We start from the raw sequence: 15,982 nt of genomic DNA on the forward strand, positions 1-15,982 counted from the left end.
GTATTAAATTCTGGTTTGCCTTTTTAAGGAATTTAAGGTTTCGGCGAAAGGGAAATTCTCGTGCTCGGGCTTGTGCAAATTTCGGTGTCACTGTGATTACCGCAGTCCGAAAATTTGTCGTACGTTGCTTCCTTGTCTGTTTGCCGCGTGCGGCGCGCGCTTGCTAGACTGCCTGCGCAGGTGTGGAGGCGGCCGTGTTGCTGCGGCAAGCGTTTCAGCGAATTCTTCATTGGGGAGGTTCCATGGCTTATATGCTGCTTATCGTCGAACCGGTGGACCAGCGCGAGGAGCGCGGCGAGGCTGCCGGGCGCGAAGTGTTCGGCCAGATGCTGCGCTATCGCGACAACCTGCAGGAGCAGGGCGTGCTGATTGCGGCAGAGTCGCTCACAACGGTCAACAACAGCAAACGGCTGCAGGTGCGCGACGGCAAAACCCGCCTGATCGACGGCCCATTTGCTGAGGCGAAGGAAATGATCGGCGGTTTCTTTTTGCTGGATTGCGACACGCAGCAAGAGGCGCTTGCGCTCGCTGCCGAATGTCCCGCAGCGCAGTGGTGCACGATCGAGATTCGCAAGCTCGGGCCTTGCTACGAGTAGCAGCCACGAGCAGGCGGCAAGGTAAGGGGCTGAGACGGCGTCCGTAGCCGCGTGCAGAAGCCGCGCCCGGAAGCCTCAGGCAACGGGCAGCCTCGAGCGTGCAGCGCTAATGCGGGTTTCTCCTGGGTGTATTGCCGCGCCAATGTGTCGATCCGCCGCAACTTCGTTCGTCGTGCTGGCAAGGAGCCGCAGAAATGGTTCCGCTGCCGACCCATCGGGCGAGGAGAACGGGCGATGCGATTCATGATCATGGTGAAAGCGAACGCGGACAGCGAAGCCGGCGCGATGCCGGAAGAAGCACTGATCGCTGCAATGGCCGCCTATCACGAAGAGCTGTCGAAGGCGGGTGTACTACTTGACGCAAGCGGTCTTCAACCGAGTTCCAAAGGCTGGCGCATCCGCTATTCGGGAGGCCGGCGCACGGTGAGCGACGGGCCATTTGCCGAGACCAGGGAGTTGCTTGCCGGCTATACGCTTATCCAGGTGCGCTCGCGCGAAGAGGCGAGGGAATGGGCGCGTCGTTTTCCAGCGCCGTTTGGCGACCATGTAGACAGCGAGATCGAAGTCCGGCAACTGTACGGGCTCGACGACTTCAAACCGGGTGCGGCGACGAGCCGGTTTCGCAATCTTGAAGGTACGAACCACTAAACGAGGCAATCATGCACAAGCAGATTTTCATCAATATCGCAGTGGAAGACCTCGAACGCTCGAAGGCGTTCTTCACGGCGCTCGGGTTCACGTTCGAACCGAAATTCACCGATCAAAATGCGGCATGCATGATCGTCGGCGAGAACATCTTCACGATGTTGCTGGTCAAGCCGTTTTTTCAGACCTTCACGCATAAGCCGTTAAGCGATCCGGCAAAGAGCACGGAGGCACTGATCTGCCTTTCGTGCGATAGCCGCGCGGAAGTCGACGATCTGGTCGCAAAAGCCCTTGCGGCGGGCGGTAAAGCGCCGCGCGAGCCGCAAGACTACGGCTTTATGTACAGCCACGGCTTTGAAGATCCGGACGGGCATATCTGGGAACTGGCGTACATGAACCCGGACGTGCCGGTCGATCACTTATCGCAGGCAAATTGAGGCCGGCCGTGACGACGGCTGCGACCCATCGTGCGATCGAGGCGGTGTGGCGGATCGAGTCCGCGAAAGTCATTGCGCACGTCGCCCGTATCGTGCGCGACGTGGGCGTGGCTGAAGAACTGGCGCAGGACGCGCTGGTGGCTGCGCTCGAGCACTGGCCCGAGGCCGGCGTTCCCGATAATCCGGGAGCCTGGCTGATGGCTACCGCGAAGAACCGCGCGCTCGACCGCTGGCGTCAGGAAGCGCTGCATGCGAAAAAGCGCGAGGAGCTCGGTCATGATCTCGATGCACTCGAGGCACACGTCGTGCCCGATTTTGTCGATGCGCTCGACGCCGCGCGTGCCGACGACATTGGCGACGACTTGCTACGGCTGGTGTTCACCGCGTGCCATCCGGTGCTATCCACCGATGCGCGCGTCGCGCTGACGCTGCGGCTGCTCGGTGGGCTGACAACCGACGAGATCGCGCGCGCGTTCCTCGTGCCTGAACCGACCATCGCTCAGCGGATCGTGCGCGCCAAGCGTACGTTGTCGGCGGCCAGGGTGCCGTTCGAGGTACCGCAAGCCGATGCACGGGCGGTGCGGCTCGCATCGGTGCTCGAGGTGATCTATCTGATCTTTAACGAGGGCTACTCGGCCACTGCCGGCGACGACTGGATGCGACCCGCGCTGTGCGAAGAAGCGCTGCGGCTCGGCCGCGTACTGGCGGGCCTCACGCCGGGAGACAGCGAGGTGCACGGCCTGGTCGCGCTGATGGAGATCCAGGCGTCGCGCCTGCATGCACGCGTCGGGCAAGACGGCCGCCCGGTGTTGTTGCTCGATCAGGATCGCAGCCGCTGGGACCCGCTGTTGATTCGCCGCGGCCTTGCGGCGCTGGAGCGGGCAGAGGCACTTGGCGGCGCGAGTGGCCCTTATGCACTGCAGGGGGCGCTTGCGGCATGCCACGCGCGGGCGCGAACTGCCGCTGAAACCGACTGGCCGCAGATCGTCGCGTTATACGACGCACTCGCGCAGGTTGCGCCGTCGCCGGTGGTCGAGTTGAATCGTGCAGTGGCGGTCGGTATGGCGTTCGGACCGTCGGCCGGTCTGGAAATTGTCGATGCGCTCGCCGCTGACCGCACGCTCGAAAACTATCACTGGCTGCCGAGCGTGCGCGGCGACCTGCTCGCAAAACTGGGCCGCCGAGACGAAGCGCGGGTTGAGTTCGAGCGCGCGGCTGCGATGACGCGCAATGCGCGCGAACGGGACATGTTGCTGGCGCGTGCCGGCGAGATGAACATCTACACGCGCGGTGAAGCGCGCGAACAGGCTCCGGCGCCGGTGCAAGAAAAGACACAGCAAAAAACACAGCAAAAAACGCGCAAACAAACACGCCGCGGCGTCCACTGAAGGCTCGCGCCGCACGTGTCACCGACCTCGCTAGCGTCGCCAGTCAAGCAAAGCGAAAACAAGCGAACCCCTTCGCTACTTCTTCTGCTTTTCACGAAAGCGCGCAACCTTATACCGGTTCCCGCACGCGGTCATGCTGCACCAGCGGCGCCTGTGTGACTTCGTGCGATCGTAGAAATACAGCGTGCATTCTGGATGTTCGCAGCGGCGCACGCGTTTAAAATCCTCGTCAACGATCAACTGCGCAGCGGCTTCGGCGAGCGGCAACAAGCATTGCTCTGCTGTGTGTGTCTCGAACTTGCGCGCCACGCGCAGCGCATTGCTGTCTTCAATCAAGACCAATGCATGGCTCCCGCACGCGAGAAACGCGTTCAGCGCCGCTATGTCCATCCGTTTACCGGCGCGCCGTTGCTCGACTAGCGCGCGAACCATCTCGCGCAATCCCCGCGCCGCGTCGCGAAGTGAATCCGATCTGAATGCGAGCACTTCGTTTCCTACAGCGAAACCCATGCGTCGCAGCCAGTGCAGCACGTCCGTGTCCGATTGAAGAAAGTCGGTGGGCACGCCACCGATTTGCACAACCGTGTTCAGCAAATCGAGCGCCGGATGATCCGCGAGCAACGGCGGCTCGGGCGAATGCGAAGAGGTGGAGTACTTCATGGTCAGGCTTCCTCAGTCGCGTCGGGTCGCCGCACACCGCGGCAGACCCAATGCAACGTTATATCTACCTTACCAATGTAACCTCTCAGGATGCCGTTGACAAGTTACAAAACTCGACTATCATGTGCACACGTAACCGCTAAACGATTCGTTTAACGGTTTCAAAACGGCGACATCACCTTACTACTGACCGCCACCTTCGGAGCTCATCATGTCGACATCTGCACTGCAACAAGCCGGTTTGCCAGCCATTTCCCGCCTTGCGCTAAAGCGCGTCGAGGCCGACGGGGTCAACGTGTTCTATCGCGAAGCCGGTCCGGCGGACGCGCCTGTGGTGTTGTTGCTACATGGCTTCCCGACTTCGTCGCTGATGTTTCGCGAACTGATGCCGCGTCTCGCCGGCCGCTATCGTGTGATCGCTCCCGACTTGCCCGGTTTCGGTTTCACGACGGTGCCGGCCGAGCGCCGCTACACCTATTCGTTCGACGCGCTCGCGAAGACGATCGGAGCATTTGTCGACACGCTGAAGCTCAACCGGTACGCGCTGTACGTGTTCGACTACGGCGCGCCGGTAGGCCTGCGTCTCGCGGTCGCGCATCCGGAGCGGGTGACTGCGCTGATCTCGCAGAACGGCAATGCGTACGAAGAAGGGCTCGGCGACGCGTGGGGTCCGATTCGCAAGTACTGGGCTGAGCCGAGCGCGGAAAACCGTGCGGTGGTGCGCGATGCGGTGCTGAACCTGGAAGGCACGCGCTGGCAATATACGCATGGTGTGCAGGACGCCGATTCGATCGCGCCGGAAACCTACACACTGGACACGCTGCTGTTCGAACGCGGCGACAACAAGGAAGTGCAGCTCGACCTGTTCCTCGACTACGCGTCGAACGTGAAGCTGTACCCGACTTTCCAGACGTTTTTCCGCGAATTCAAGCCGCCGACGCTGGCGATCTGGGGCAAGCACGACCCGTTCTTCATTCCGCCGGGCGCCGAAGCTTATCGCCGCGATAATCCGAATGTGACGGTTGAAATGCTGGACACCGGTCACTTTGCGCTGGAAACGCATGTCGACGAAATCGCGATCGCGATCGACACGCTGCTGCGCCCGATAGCCGCGAAGTAAGTACGTGCTCGCGCCTGGCGCGCGCGGCAGCGCCGTGTATGTGGGCGCTGCGTGAAGGCAAGCGCAGGCGCAAACGTAAACGGCGATCGCAGAGAGATCACAACGGCACGGCGCCCCTAGGGCGCCGTCGCCATTTCTACTTGCGTTCGCGCTTCTCACGCGGCGCGGCAGGCCGTTCATCGTCGGCACCGTCATGCCGATCATCGATGAACGGCGAATCGGTATCGGTGCCGCCGTCGCGTAACGCGTCACGTGCGCTTTCGGCCAGTTGCTCGTAACGCTTACGAAAGCGCGTCAGATCTTTCTCATCGAGCTCTTCCAGATCGAGCAGCGCGTTATGCGCGCCTTCCAGCGCGCGGATCAGTTCGTCGAGCTTGATCTGCATGGCCGCGGTATCGCGGTTCTGCGTGTTCTGGATCAAGAAAACCATCAGAAACGTGACGATCGTCGTCGATGTGTTGATGACGAGCTGCCATGTGTCGCTGAAGTGAAACAGCGGCCCACTGATCGCCCACACGACCACCAGCACGACCGCGATGACGAACGTCACGGGCCTGCCGGCCATCGACGAAAGTCCATTCGAGAAGTGTGAAAACCAGTTCCTGGTCACAGCGGATCTCCCTGTTCGTGGCATACGTTCGGACGATACCGGCTCCGGCCCCGTAACTCCAGCGCCGCCAGCACCCGTCGGAGCAATCCGGACGCTCCGCAACACAACCGCGCACAACCGCGCACAACCGCGCGCGATCGCGCAGTGCGAAACAAAAATAACCGCTTCACATGTCGATCGCGCAGTGGCTTACTCGTCGTTGTGATGAAGCCGCGATGTCCGGCGTAGCTTCGATCATCGTTGAACTCACTGAATACAGGAGCGACCACTATGTCCAAGCCAGCTGTGAAGACCATTCCCGAAGGCATGCATTCGCTGACTCCGCATCTCGTGTGCGACGGCGCGGCCGCTGCCATCGATTTCTACAAGAAGGCATTCAACGCCGTCGAACAGGCGCGTCTGCCCGGTCCGGGCGGCAAGCTGATGCATGCTGCAGTGAAAATCGGTGATTCGATACTGATGCTGGTCGACGAAATGCCCGAGTGCGCCGGCGCGCTCGGGCCGAAGAAGCTGAACGGTTCGCCGGTCACGATTCACCTGTACGTCGACGACGTCGATGCGACGGTCGCGCAAGCAACTGCCGCAGGGGCGAAGGTGACAATGCCGGTTGCCGATATGTTCTGGGGTGATCGCTACGGTCAATTGGAAGATCCGTTCGGGCACCGCTGGTCGGTCGCCACGCACAAGCGCGAAGTCAGTCTTGAAGAAATGCAGTCGGCAATGCAGGAAATGATGAAGTCGCGCCAGTAAGTCGTACTGCCGGTGCGCGGCGCGCCGCGACATGACGTCGGCGCACGAACAGGAACCGTGGCGGCTGCACACAAGTGCGTGTCGCCGCGTCCGCCTCTACACGCTCGAGCACGGTGTGGCGCGGTGTTCGGGGCATCGATGCGCCGCAAAAAAATTCACCGCATAATCTTCGCCGTCTCTTGCCAAAGTGCCAATCGGTGCGCGGCATGCAAGCGATTGCTTGTGGGTTCGCCTGAGGCTGGATCGCGAATCTCGATCCTATTGCGTCGACGGCGGCCTGATTAACCCGTCCGTCGAATATAAACTCCGCAATACATCAGCAAGTTGCACTACAGGTAAGCGTTCGCGTCGGCGAGGCGGCAAGGGCTCGCGCCTGCCACCTCGCGATGACTTGTCCGCAGCTTTAACTCACCACATTGGAGCGTTGACGATGAATACGGTAACTACCAAAGACGGCGCGCAAATCTTCTTCAAGGATTGGGGCAGCGGACGCCCGATCGTTTTCTCGCATGGATGGCCGCTCGATGCCGACGCGTGGGATGCGCAGATGCTGTTTCTCGCGCAGCAAGGCTTTCGCGTGATCGCACATGACCGGCGCGGCCATGGGCGCTCTTCGCAAACCTCGCAGGGCAATGACATGGACACCTATGCCGACGACCTCGCGGCCGTGATCGACAAGCTCGATCTGAAGGACGCAGTGCTGGTCGGCCACTCGACGGGCGGCGGCGAAGTGGCGCATTACATCGGCCGGCATGGCACGAAGCGCGTTGCGAAAGCGGTGCTGATCGGTGCGGTGCCGCCGCTGATGCTGAAGACTGCGGCGAATCCCGGCGGCTTGCCGATGGACGTGTTCGACGGCATCCGCAAGGGCGTAACCGATAACCGCTCGCAGTTCTACAAGGACCTGGCGCTACCGTTCTTCGGCTTCAACCGGGCGGGCGCGAAGGTGTCGCAGGGCACGATCGATCAATTCTGGCTGCAAGGCCTGCGCGGCGGCATCAAGGGCCAGTATGAGTGCATCAAGCAGTTCTCCGAGGTCGACTACACGCCCGACCTACAGAAGTTCGATGTACCCACGCTGATCCTGCACGGCGACGACGACCAGATCGTGCCGATCGACGCAGCGGGCCGCATGTCGGCGAAGATCGTGAAGAACGCGACGCTGAAGGTCTATGAAGGCGCACCGCACGGCATGTGCGTGACGCATGCGGACAAGGTGAATGCCGATTTGCTGGCGTTTATCAACAGCTGATCAGGTGGCGCGGTGGCGCAGTGGCCAGACGGGCAGATGTTTGCCCGATGCGCTGCGCCCGCCGCGCCTGCGTTACACGCGCTGCGATCCAAGCCTGCACGTTAAACGCCTCGCACGCCGAACTGAGCGCGCCGCGCGCTAAACGCGCCGGACGCGCCCAACGCGCCAAGCCTACCCCGTAACGCCGCGTGCGCGTTGTGCCTCGATCAATTCTGCAAGCCTGTGTCGCTGTGCGTGCTGCGCATCGAAATTATCTGGCGCGAGCCATGCTTCAAAGCCCGCGCGAACGTTGGCCCATTCGCCGTCGATGATCGAATACCAGGCAGTGTCGCGATTGCGCCCGCTGTAGACCATTGCCTGCCGGAATATGCCTTCGAACGTGAAGCCAAAGCGCAGCGCGGCAGCGCGCGACGGCAGATTCAGCGCATCGCATTTCCATTCGAAGCGACGATAGCCGAGCCGCTCGAAGCAGTACTGCATCAACAGATACACCGCTTCGGTCGCGATGCGGGTGCGCTGCAAACGCGGCGAAAACGTCACGAAGCCGACTTCTATCACGCCGTTCGGTGCGTCGATGCGCATCAGCGCGAGTGTGCCGAGCGCCTTTCCGGTTGCGAGGTCGATCACGCTGTAGTGCAGCGGATCGGTAGACGCGGCGCAGGTCGCCAGATGTTCGCTGAGGGCATCGAGTGTAGCGAACGGTCCTGCTCTCAGATACGTCCAGTCGCGCGCATCGGTTGCTTCGCGGTACGCGTCGTGCAGATCGCGCGCGTGCTGCGCGACGCTGACTCGCTCGAGTCTGCAATAGCGGCCCGTGAGCGGTGTGCCGTCAGGCTGTTGGGCGCCGTGCCAGTGCGGCACGGGTGCGCCGATGGGTTGGCCGAATTCGTTGAGTCGCTGTTCCACGTTGCTACCTCTCCTCGCCGCACCGACCGCTGCGAAGCCCGGCCGGCGCATGGGTTGTGCGTACTGCATGCCAAGCGGGCACGATACGGCAAATACCGCCGCCGCGAAAGATCTCTACGGCGATGCGCATCCGCGCGCCGCGCATCGCGCGGCGAGACGCACAAGACGCACGGCGGCGCACTGAGGCGCACAAGCAACGGCAGGCAACCACGCACAGCAACCCAACCACGCACAGCAACCCAACCACGCACAGCAACTCAACCACGCACAGCAACCCAACAACCCGCAACAGCGCCGCCGCCCGAACCACTTACAACTGCATCATCCCGCCATCGATGACGATCTCCGTGCCCACGATAAACCCCGACTCTTGCGACGACAAATGCAGCACCGTCGCAGCGATTTCGCGCGAATCGCCAAAGCGCCCAAGCGGCACCTGAGCCTTGATCTGTTCGACGGCACCGTCGAGTGCCGCCGCGTCGAAGCCGAGCTTGCCATACAGCGGCGTGCTGATCGGGCCCGGGCTGACGACGTTGACCCGCACGCCGAGCGGGAGTAGCTCGGCCGACAGCGTCTTCGCCAGCGAAATCAAAGCAGCTTTGCTCGCCGCATACACCGACGACGCCGGCATACCGATATGTGCATTGATCGAGCCATTCAGCACCACTGACGCGCCTTTATTGAACAACGGCACCAGCGCCTGAAGCTGAAAGTACGGACCTTTGACATTGATGTCAAAAGTCTGGTCCCACATCGATTCGGCCACGTCGGTGAACGGCGCGAACTTCGCGATGCCGGCGTTGATAAACACCGCATCGAGCCGCACGCCTTGATCCGTGAGTTGCTTTGCGAGTTCGCGCGCCGCGGCGGTCGAGCCGGCGTCGTTGCGGATGGCGAGCGCGGACGTGCCGAGCGATTCTTTCGCGGTAGCCAGCGTGGCTTCGTCGCGGCCGGTGATGATGACGCGTGCGCCTTCTGCCGCATAAGCCTGCGCGGTGACCAAGCCCATGCCGCTGTTGCCGCCGGTAACGAGTACGGTCTTGCCTTCGAAACGGTTCATGATGTTCTCCTTCAAGTGGGTTCGTGATGAAGGTAATTCTGGGCGAGAACACATTCAAAGATATACGAATAAGTTGGCGTACTCGTGCGATTTAATTGGATATATTCCTCATGCGCATTTTTGGTAACAGACGGCCATGCCGCCGCCTATGCCGACCCATTCCGCACGTACAATGGCTTGTGGCACCCGTCACGACGAACCGATAGAGAGGGACGCAAATGGAAATTGAACCGACTGAGTGGTTTCCGTTAGACGAATTCAAGCCGGTGCGGGAAGGTTGGTACGAAGTGCAACTGGCAAACGGCGAAACGGCGTTTGCCCGTTACGTCGAGGGTGACTGGACGGAAAAACCGCCGCTTGTGTTCACGCACTGGCGCGGCTTGAGCCAGGATCCCGTGCGAGCGGGTGGAGAAACAGAGGACATCGGCGCAGAGGTGACCGCTGCGGAAGGCGTCCGGGCAGCATGGAACGCGTTTTTCCCGGGCGCGGGCAACGAGGCGCACAAGCCCCTCGACGCAGCGAACGAAAAGACCAACGGGCCGCATTGATCGGTGCAGTGCAGCAGCGGCGCGTAACGCGCCGTCTGCTGAGTGGTCTGCCAACGCCATGCGTCATGCTGCAACGCGTCGATCCAGCCGCATACAGGCCGTCGAAGGGCCGCCAAACAGCCGCCAAACAGCCGCCAAACAGCCGCCACAGACGCACAAGCCAAGTTGATCTATGCTCGACGCTTCCCGTTCCTCGTCGAGATTCGCTCCCACGCTATGAAAGGCACCCGTGCCCCCGTCGACTTGCCGCACGCCACGCGGCTCCTCAATCATGGCCCCGTTACGATCGTCACCAGCGCGCACGGCGGCCGTTCCAACGTGATGGCCGCGGCCTGGACGATGCCGCTCGATTTCGATCCTCCGAAGGTGGCGGTCGTGATCGACAGCCGCACGCTCACGCGTCAGTTAGTCGACGCGAGTGGCGTGTTCGGGCTGCAGATACCGGACCGCGCGTTCGCGCAACAGACGCTCGAAGTCGGCTCGAATGCAGGCGTCGAATTCGACAAGTTCGCCGCGTTGAATCTGCAGACTTTCCAGGGCCAGAAGATCGACGTGCCGATGCTCGCAGGCTGCGTGGCATGGCTCGAATGCAAGGTGATTCCAGACGATAGCCAGCGTTACGACCTGTTCCTTGCCGAGGTGGTCGCCGCCTACGCGGACAGCAGCGTCTACTCGGACAACCGCTGGCATTTCGGCGACGACCCGAACGCACGCACGGTGCACTACGTGGCCGGCGGCACCTTTTTCACGACCGGCGAAGCGTTCGAAGTGAAGTCGAAGCCGCTCGAAAACGGCCGGCGCGACGCCTGAAACGGCGGGCAACCGCGCACGCCCGCTCGCGCACGGCGAATGCCGCCACATTTGTTACTCCCAACGATCGTCCGGGCGGCTCCAGACTGTGTGACAGCAGCAGTCGATGCCGCCGCTCCACGCAGGGAACGATGCTTGCGTGACGGAGCGTAAAAACTCGTCCCGATCAGGAGGAAGCAAAACCATGACGACTTCAGACCAAAACCCAGGCAATACTGAGCAGCCTGAGATGCGTACGCCGCCGGTGGTCTCGCCGCAGGCATGGGAAGCCGCCCGCGAGCAACTGCTGGTGAAGGAAAAGGCCCACAGTCGCGCCCGCGACGCGCTTGCCGCCGAACGCCGCCGGATGCCGTGGATGGCGGTGGAAAAGGCTTACGTATTCGAGGGCCCGGCGGGCCAGGCCAGCCTTGTCGACCTGTTCGAAGGCCGGCACCAGCTGATCGTCTATCGCGCGTTCTTTGAACCAGGCGTATTTGGCTGGCCCGACCACGCGTGCCGAGGCTGCTCGATGGTGGCCGATCAGGTCGCGCACCTTGCGCACCTGAATGCCCGCGACACGACGCTCGTGTTCGCATCGCGTGCGCCGCAGGCGGACATCGCACGGCTGAAAGCGCGCATGGGCTGGCAGATGCCCTGGTTCACCCTCACGGACAGCTTCGACACCGATTTCGGCGTGCACGAATGGCACGGCACAAACGTGTTTTATCGCAACGGCGCGCAGGTCCATCGCACCTACTTCATCAACAATCGCGGCGACGAACAGATGGGCGGGACGTGGAATTACCTCGACATCACACCGCTTGGCCGGCAAGAGGTGTGGGAAGACTCGCCCGAGGGCTACCCCCAAACGCCGACCTACAAATGGTGGAACTGGCACGACAGCTACGTGGAAGGCGCGGCACCCGACAGGAAATGGGTCGAAGTGTCGGATGCCGGCGAAGCGGCATTCCGCGACTTGCAAAAGGACGCGCCGCGGTAATGTCCACAGCGGTCCACAGCGGCGCGTGGCGGCGCTTTCAGGCGTCCGCCGCGCACACGCCGCCGCGGCGCGGCATCCCGCCTACGACCCGCAGAACGGGCCTTGTTCTGTCATTGCACGCTTCCACGTGTGCTCCGTGCTGGAGACCGGAGCAGGGACAGCGAGTGGCGCGGCGGCGGTACCCACATCGGTCAGATTGATGTGGCAGCGATTATTGGTCATCGACAACAACGCCACATAGCGGTGCGTGGCTTCTGGCGTGAACGTCAGCGTATCGACGCAGAATTGCTCGACCAGCACGAGATTTTTCATATAGAACATCGAGAACGACAACGGCGCGTTCGGCGCGACTTTGCGCGTGATTTCCTTTTCGTGGTCCATCACTGGAAGACGATGGCGGTCGGTGCACCCGGCTGCGCCTCCATAAATGAAAGCTTGTGCGCTGAAGTCGTCTGCCTTGCGAAGAACAAGGGTGGCGGCATCGGCTTGCGACGGTTCCTGATAGCTCGTCGCGCAACCGGCGATGCCGAGCGACATTGCGCCCAGCATGAGGGTTCGGCTTAATTTCATCTTGGTTGAGTGGTGGGTGGGTGCAGATCGGGAGTACGCGCGCCTAAAGGTGCGCTCGAGCCTGATCAAGCTTTACGGCACCCGCCGAAAAACCTTGAGAAAGCATCTATTTCGCATAAGGCGTTCGAGCCGGCCAACGTACGTCGTCACCCGGTATATCGTCGGCGGTAAAACCAAAAAGCTCCTGCCCGCCCGGGGTGACCATCAAATCTGGTCGGCCGCCGCGCGACCGCTGCCGCTCTTCGCGTGCGGCCCGTGTTCCGGCTGCACGGCAACCGGCGACGCGGTGCGTAACAGCGACGCGCCAAGCAGTGCCGCGACCGCCGCGAAAATCGCGCCGCAAAGAAACGCCACGTGATAGCCGACGGCCAGCGCAGCCCGCTCGCCTTGCGCAGCGCCGACTTCGCCGGTGGCTGCTGCCGCGAGGCTCGCCAGCACCGCAAGACCCAATGCGCCACCCATCATGAACGACGTATTGACGATCCCTGACGCAAGCCCTGAATCCTTCGGCGCGACGTCGTTCATCGCGGCCAGCAACATCGGGTTGAACGCAACGCCCGCGCCGATGCCGAGCAGTACCATGCCCGGCAGCACATCGACGATCAACTGCCCATTCACCGGCGCGCGCGCGAACAGCAGCAAGCCGATCGCCGCCAGCAGCAAGCCGACCGCGATCGGCCGGCGAATGCCGAAGCGCATCACGATGCGTGCCGACAGGCCAAGCGAGAAAAACGCCATGATCAGATTGGCCGGCAAGAACGCCAGTCCGACCTGGAACGGCGCGTAGCCGAGCACGCGCTGCATATAGAGCGCGGAGATGAAGAACCACGCGAACATCGCGGCGGCCCACAGCACGGCGATCACATTAGAGATAGTCAGATTGCGCAACCGGAACAGCTTGAGCGGCATCAACGGATGAAGCACACGTGCTTCGACGACGATAAACACCGCGAGCAGCACGATGGCAGCGAGCAGCAGGCCGAGCGTTTGCGCCGACATCCAGCCCGCTTCGTTGCCATTGACGATCGCATACACGGCGAGCATCAACGAAGCAGTAACGCTGATCGCGCCGGCCACATCGAGCCGCTCGCCGTGCGCGTTGCCGCGGCCCGCGGGCAGCAACGCTACGCACAGCGCATAGACCGCGATGCCGATCGGCAGATTGACGAGAAAGATCCAGTGCCAGCTAAGCAGATTGGTCAGCAAGCCACCGAGCAGCACGCCGATGCTGCCGCCGCCGGCGCATACGAAGCCGTACACGCCCATCGCTTTCGCACGTTCTGCCTGGCCGGGGAACAGATTCATGATCAGCGACAGCGAAACAGCCGACACGACCGCGCCGCCGAGCCCTTGTATCGCCCGTGCGCACACCAGCAGTACCTGCGAATTGGCAAGGCCACATGCAAGCGAAGCGAGCGTAAACAGCGTGATGCCCGCGAGAAACAGCTTGCGGTGCCCGTACAGATCGCCGAGCCGGCCGCCGAGCAGCAGAAAGCCGCCGAACGTCAGCATATAGGCGTTCACAACCCACACCAGCGACGTTTCGGAAAAGCCGAGATCCGTCGCGATCGACGGCAGTGCGACGTTGACGATGGTCGTGTCGAGGACGATCATCAGCACGCCGAGGCAAAGCACGATGAGCGCCAGCCAGCGTGAGCGTCCTTCGATGTTATGGGTCATGCGGCGTTCTCCGTGAGTTCGGTCCGGCGATCGAAAGCTCACAGTCTAGTCCCGGCCGCATGGGCATTTCAACCCGCGAACGTCGCGGCGAATGCGCATCGACCGGTGTTCAACCTTGCCACTTGTCGCCCATCAAGCGGTTCGAAGGCAGCTTTTCGTCGAGCAGCTTGCGCGCACTCTCGATGCCGGCCACGGGTAGATTCTCCGGATCGAGCAACCCGACTTGCACGAGCACCGACGCCTGGTCCCAGTAGATATGCTCGTTGTACAGCTTGTCGCCGCGAAAGCACACCACCGCGAGCATCGGCACCTCGAAGTATTTGCCGGTCGGCGCAACGCCCGGCAGCAGCCAGTCGATCTCGCAGGAATGCGTGCATGCAAAGATGAACTCGTCGACGACGCGGTCGGAGCCGATCGTGCGCGAGATCGGAATCAGCTTCGTATCGGCCGGGTTCGAGTGCACGAAATGATTCGTGTAGAAATGCTTGAGCTTGTCATGGCCGACGCCGCCGGTCATCGTCGGCACGTGGTTCACGTAGGGTTCAGCGACCATCGTCGGCATCACCGCTTCGACGTCGCGCGTCGCGAATTCGAAATAGCAGTGCTGTTCCCACAACGCATTGAGGTCGTACACCGGCCCAAGCACGCGGCGCAGCAGCGCGAGCGTGCGCGAGTAGGCCATCATTGCCGCGGGCTTGTCGTAGTGCGCGCGACCGGGCGACGCAAACGCGTGGTCGCAGCCGGCGTACAGGTATGCGTCGACATGCGGGCGTTTTGCCAGCGCCGCGCCGATCCGTTCGCGTGCGTCGGCGGGGCAGTAGGCGTCGTTTTCCGCGTAATGCAGCATCAATGGGCAACGCAGGTTGGCGGCTTCGTCCAGATGCGCGTCGATGCCCACGCCGTAGTAGCTGACTGCGCAATCGACATCAGTGCGCGTCGCGGCGAGGTAGGCGAGCTTGCCGCCAAGACAGTAGCCGACCGTGCCGACCTTGCCTTTGTGCTCCGGCAGCGCACGCAGCGCGGCGAGTGTGGCGGCGATGTCGTCGATGGCGCGATCGGTGTCGAAACGGCTGAAGCAATCGTAAGCCTGCTTCAGGTCGTCGCCTTCATAGCCGAGCACGATGCCGGGCTTGATACGCCAGAACAGATCGGGCACCAGCACCACATAACCTTCTTCGGCAAAGCGGTCGGCCATCGACTTCATATAGTCGTTGATGCCGAAAATTTCCTGCAGCAGCACGAGGCCTGGCCCCGAACCCTGCACGGGGCGCGCGACATACGCGTTGAAGCGGCCGCCGTCGTGGGCAGCGACTTCGATAAAAGACCCCTCCATCTACCGTTCTCCTTTGATGACGTTCTGGTGAATTCGAAGCGTAGTGTCGCACCTGGCGGCCCGAAACGAAAAAGCAGGCCGTAGCCTGCTTCATGCGATGCCCATCGGGCTGCGCGTTATTCCGGCATCTTGCGGAAGCCGATCGCAAAGCGATTCCACGCGTTGATCGCCGATACCAGCAGCGTCAGGTCTACCAGTTCCGCCTCGCTGAAATGCGGTTTGACGGCTTCCCATGCCGCGTCGGGCACGTGTCCTTGCGACACCAGCGTCAGCGCTTCGGTCCACTCGAATGCGGCCCGCTCGCGATCGGTGAAGAACGGCGTTTCGCGCCACACGACGACCGTGGCGAGGCGCCGGTCGGTTTCGCCATCGCGGCGCGCTTCGGCCGTATGCATATCGACGCAATACGCGCAGCCGTTGATCTGCGACGCGCGCAGACGCACCAGATGGCCCAGCGATTTTTCGAGCCCGCTTTTGTTGATGCGCTCTTCAACGGCGAGCATGGCTTTGATGGCGAGCGGGTTAGCCTTGTAAAAGTCGAGACGGGGTTCCATGGCGATTCTTCCTCTGATTTGAGTGCGCATCCAGTTGCGCGACAGATGAAGATTAGGCGCAAAACTGGTTCTAACAAATGACCA

The 15,982-nt window shown here is 62.0% G+C and carries 18 protein-coding genes; 10 read left to right on the plus strand and 8 right to left on the minus strand.

Going from position 1 to position 15,982, the window contains the following annotated elements; all coding sequences use genetic code 11:
• Positions 1-242 precede the first annotated feature (242 nt).
• From ACYVNQ_RS17940 to ACYVNQ_RS17955, 4 genes are all read left to right on the plus strand, one after another.
• On the plus strand, positions 243-596 hold the full coding sequence (locus ACYVNQ_RS17940; RefSeq protein WP_460903901.1) for a YciI family protein: 354 nt from the start codon (positions 243-245) through the stop codon (positions 594-596).
• 234 nt (positions 597-830) lie between these two features.
• Positions 831-1,244, plus strand: coding sequence for a YciI family protein (locus tag ACYVNQ_RS17945; protein WP_460903902.1), 414 nt, complete (start codon positions 831-833; stop codon positions 1,242-1,244).
• Between the two features lie 11 nt (positions 1,245-1,255).
• Positions 1,256-1,678 carry a VOC family protein gene (locus ACYVNQ_RS17950; RefSeq protein WP_460903903.1) on the plus strand — a complete coding sequence of 141 codons (423 nt, stop codon included), beginning with the start codon at positions 1,256-1,258 and terminating at the stop codon, positions 1,676-1,678.
• An 8-nt stretch (positions 1,679-1,686) separates the two neighbouring features.
• On the plus strand, positions 1,687-3,066 hold the full coding sequence (locus ACYVNQ_RS17955) for an RNA polymerase sigma factor (protein WP_460903904.1): 1,380 nt from the start codon (positions 1,687-1,689) through the stop codon (positions 3,064-3,066).
• Between the two features lie 75 nt (positions 3,067-3,141).
• On the opposite strand, the gene ACYVNQ_RS17960 is transcribed toward ACYVNQ_RS17955, so the two are convergent.
• Positions 3,142-3,687, minus strand: a complete 546-nt coding sequence (locus tag ACYVNQ_RS17960; RefSeq protein WP_460903905.1) for a CGNR zinc finger domain-containing protein — start codon at positions 3,685-3,687, stop codon at positions 3,142-3,144.
• A gap of 250 nt (positions 3,688-3,937) precedes the next feature.
• On the opposite strand from ACYVNQ_RS17960, the gene ACYVNQ_RS17965 reads away from it, so the two are divergent.
• Entirely contained in the window at positions 3,938-4,846 is a 909-nt protein-coding gene (locus tag ACYVNQ_RS17965) for an alpha/beta fold hydrolase (protein WP_460903906.1), read from the plus strand.
• A gap of 136 nt (positions 4,847-4,982) precedes the next feature.
• Here the strand turns inward: ACYVNQ_RS17965 and ACYVNQ_RS17970 are convergent, their stop codons facing one another.
• Positions 4,983-5,456, minus strand: coding sequence for a low affinity iron permease family protein (locus ACYVNQ_RS17970; RefSeq protein ID WP_460903907.1), 474 nt, complete (start codon positions 5,454-5,456; stop codon positions 4,983-4,985).
• A 270-nt stretch (positions 5,457-5,726) separates the two neighbouring features.
• Between ACYVNQ_RS17970 and ACYVNQ_RS17975 the strand changes: the two genes are divergently transcribed.
• The gene (locus ACYVNQ_RS17975; RefSeq protein ID WP_460903908.1) at positions 5,727-6,206 is read left to right on the plus strand and encodes a VOC family protein; all 480 of its coding nucleotides are present in this window, start codon (positions 5,727-5,729) and stop codon (positions 6,204-6,206) included.
• A gap of 430 nt (positions 6,207-6,636) precedes the next feature.
• The gene (locus ACYVNQ_RS17980) at positions 6,637-7,458 is read left to right on the plus strand and encodes an alpha/beta fold hydrolase (protein WP_460903909.1); all 822 of its coding nucleotides are present in this window, start codon (positions 6,637-6,639) and stop codon (positions 7,456-7,458) included.
• 171 nt (positions 7,459-7,629) lie between these two features.
• Here the strand turns inward: ACYVNQ_RS17980 and ACYVNQ_RS17985 are convergent, their stop codons facing one another.
• Both ACYVNQ_RS17985 and ACYVNQ_RS17990 read right to left on the minus strand, forming a co-directional pair.
• A complete protein-coding gene (locus ACYVNQ_RS17985; RefSeq protein ID WP_460903910.1) occupies positions 7,630-8,364 on the minus strand; it encodes a GNAT family N-acetyltransferase in 735 nt (244 codons plus the stop codon).
• A gap of 310 nt (positions 8,365-8,674) precedes the next feature.
• Entirely contained in the window at positions 8,675-9,424 is a 750-nt protein-coding gene (locus tag ACYVNQ_RS17990; RefSeq protein WP_460903911.1) for an SDR family oxidoreductase, read from the minus strand.
• Positions 9,425-9,642: 218 nt separating this feature from the next.
• On the opposite strand from ACYVNQ_RS17990, the gene ACYVNQ_RS17995 reads away from it, so the two are divergent.
• The 3 genes from ACYVNQ_RS17995 (at position 9,643) to ACYVNQ_RS18005 (ending at position 11,761) form a co-directional block, all read left to right on the plus strand.
• A complete protein-coding gene (locus tag ACYVNQ_RS17995; RefSeq protein ID WP_460903912.1) occupies positions 9,643-9,972 on the plus strand; it encodes a hypothetical protein in 330 nt (109 codons plus the stop codon).
• Positions 9,973-10,188: 216 nt separating this feature from the next.
• Complete coding sequence (locus ACYVNQ_RS18000; RefSeq protein ID WP_460903913.1) at positions 10,189-10,782, plus strand: flavin reductase family protein; 594 nt, start codon at positions 10,189-10,191, stop codon at positions 10,780-10,782.
• A gap of 184 nt (positions 10,783-10,966) precedes the next feature.
• Positions 10,967-11,761, plus strand: coding sequence for a DUF899 domain-containing protein (locus ACYVNQ_RS18005; RefSeq protein WP_460903914.1), 795 nt, complete (start codon positions 10,967-10,969; stop codon positions 11,759-11,761).
• 81 nt (positions 11,762-11,842) lie between these two features.
• Here the strand turns inward: ACYVNQ_RS18005 and ACYVNQ_RS18010 are convergent, their stop codons facing one another.
• The 4 genes from ACYVNQ_RS18010 to ACYVNQ_RS18025 form a co-directional block, all read right to left on the minus strand.
• On the minus strand, positions 11,843-12,400 hold the full coding sequence (locus tag ACYVNQ_RS18010; RefSeq protein WP_460903915.1) for a hypothetical protein: 558 nt from the start codon (positions 12,398-12,400) through the stop codon (positions 11,843-11,845).
• A gap of 135 nt (positions 12,401-12,535) precedes the next feature.
• Entirely contained in the window at positions 12,536-14,011 is a 1,476-nt protein-coding gene (locus ACYVNQ_RS18015; RefSeq protein ID WP_460903916.1) for a DHA2 family efflux MFS transporter permease subunit, read from the minus strand.
• 109 nt (positions 14,012-14,120) lie between these two features.
• Positions 14,121-15,344 (minus strand): dienelactone hydrolase family protein, encoded by a 1,224-nt coding sequence (locus tag ACYVNQ_RS18020; protein WP_460903917.1) that lies wholly within the window; start codon positions 15,342-15,344, stop codon positions 14,121-14,123.
• 116 nt (positions 15,345-15,460) lie between these two features.
• Positions 15,461-15,898 (minus strand): carboxymuconolactone decarboxylase family protein, encoded by a 438-nt coding sequence (locus ACYVNQ_RS18025; RefSeq protein ID WP_460903918.1) that lies wholly within the window; start codon positions 15,896-15,898, stop codon positions 15,461-15,463.
• Positions 15,899-15,982: the final 84 nt, after the last annotated feature.

This window comes from Paraburkholderia jirisanensis (genome assembly GCF_054782355.1).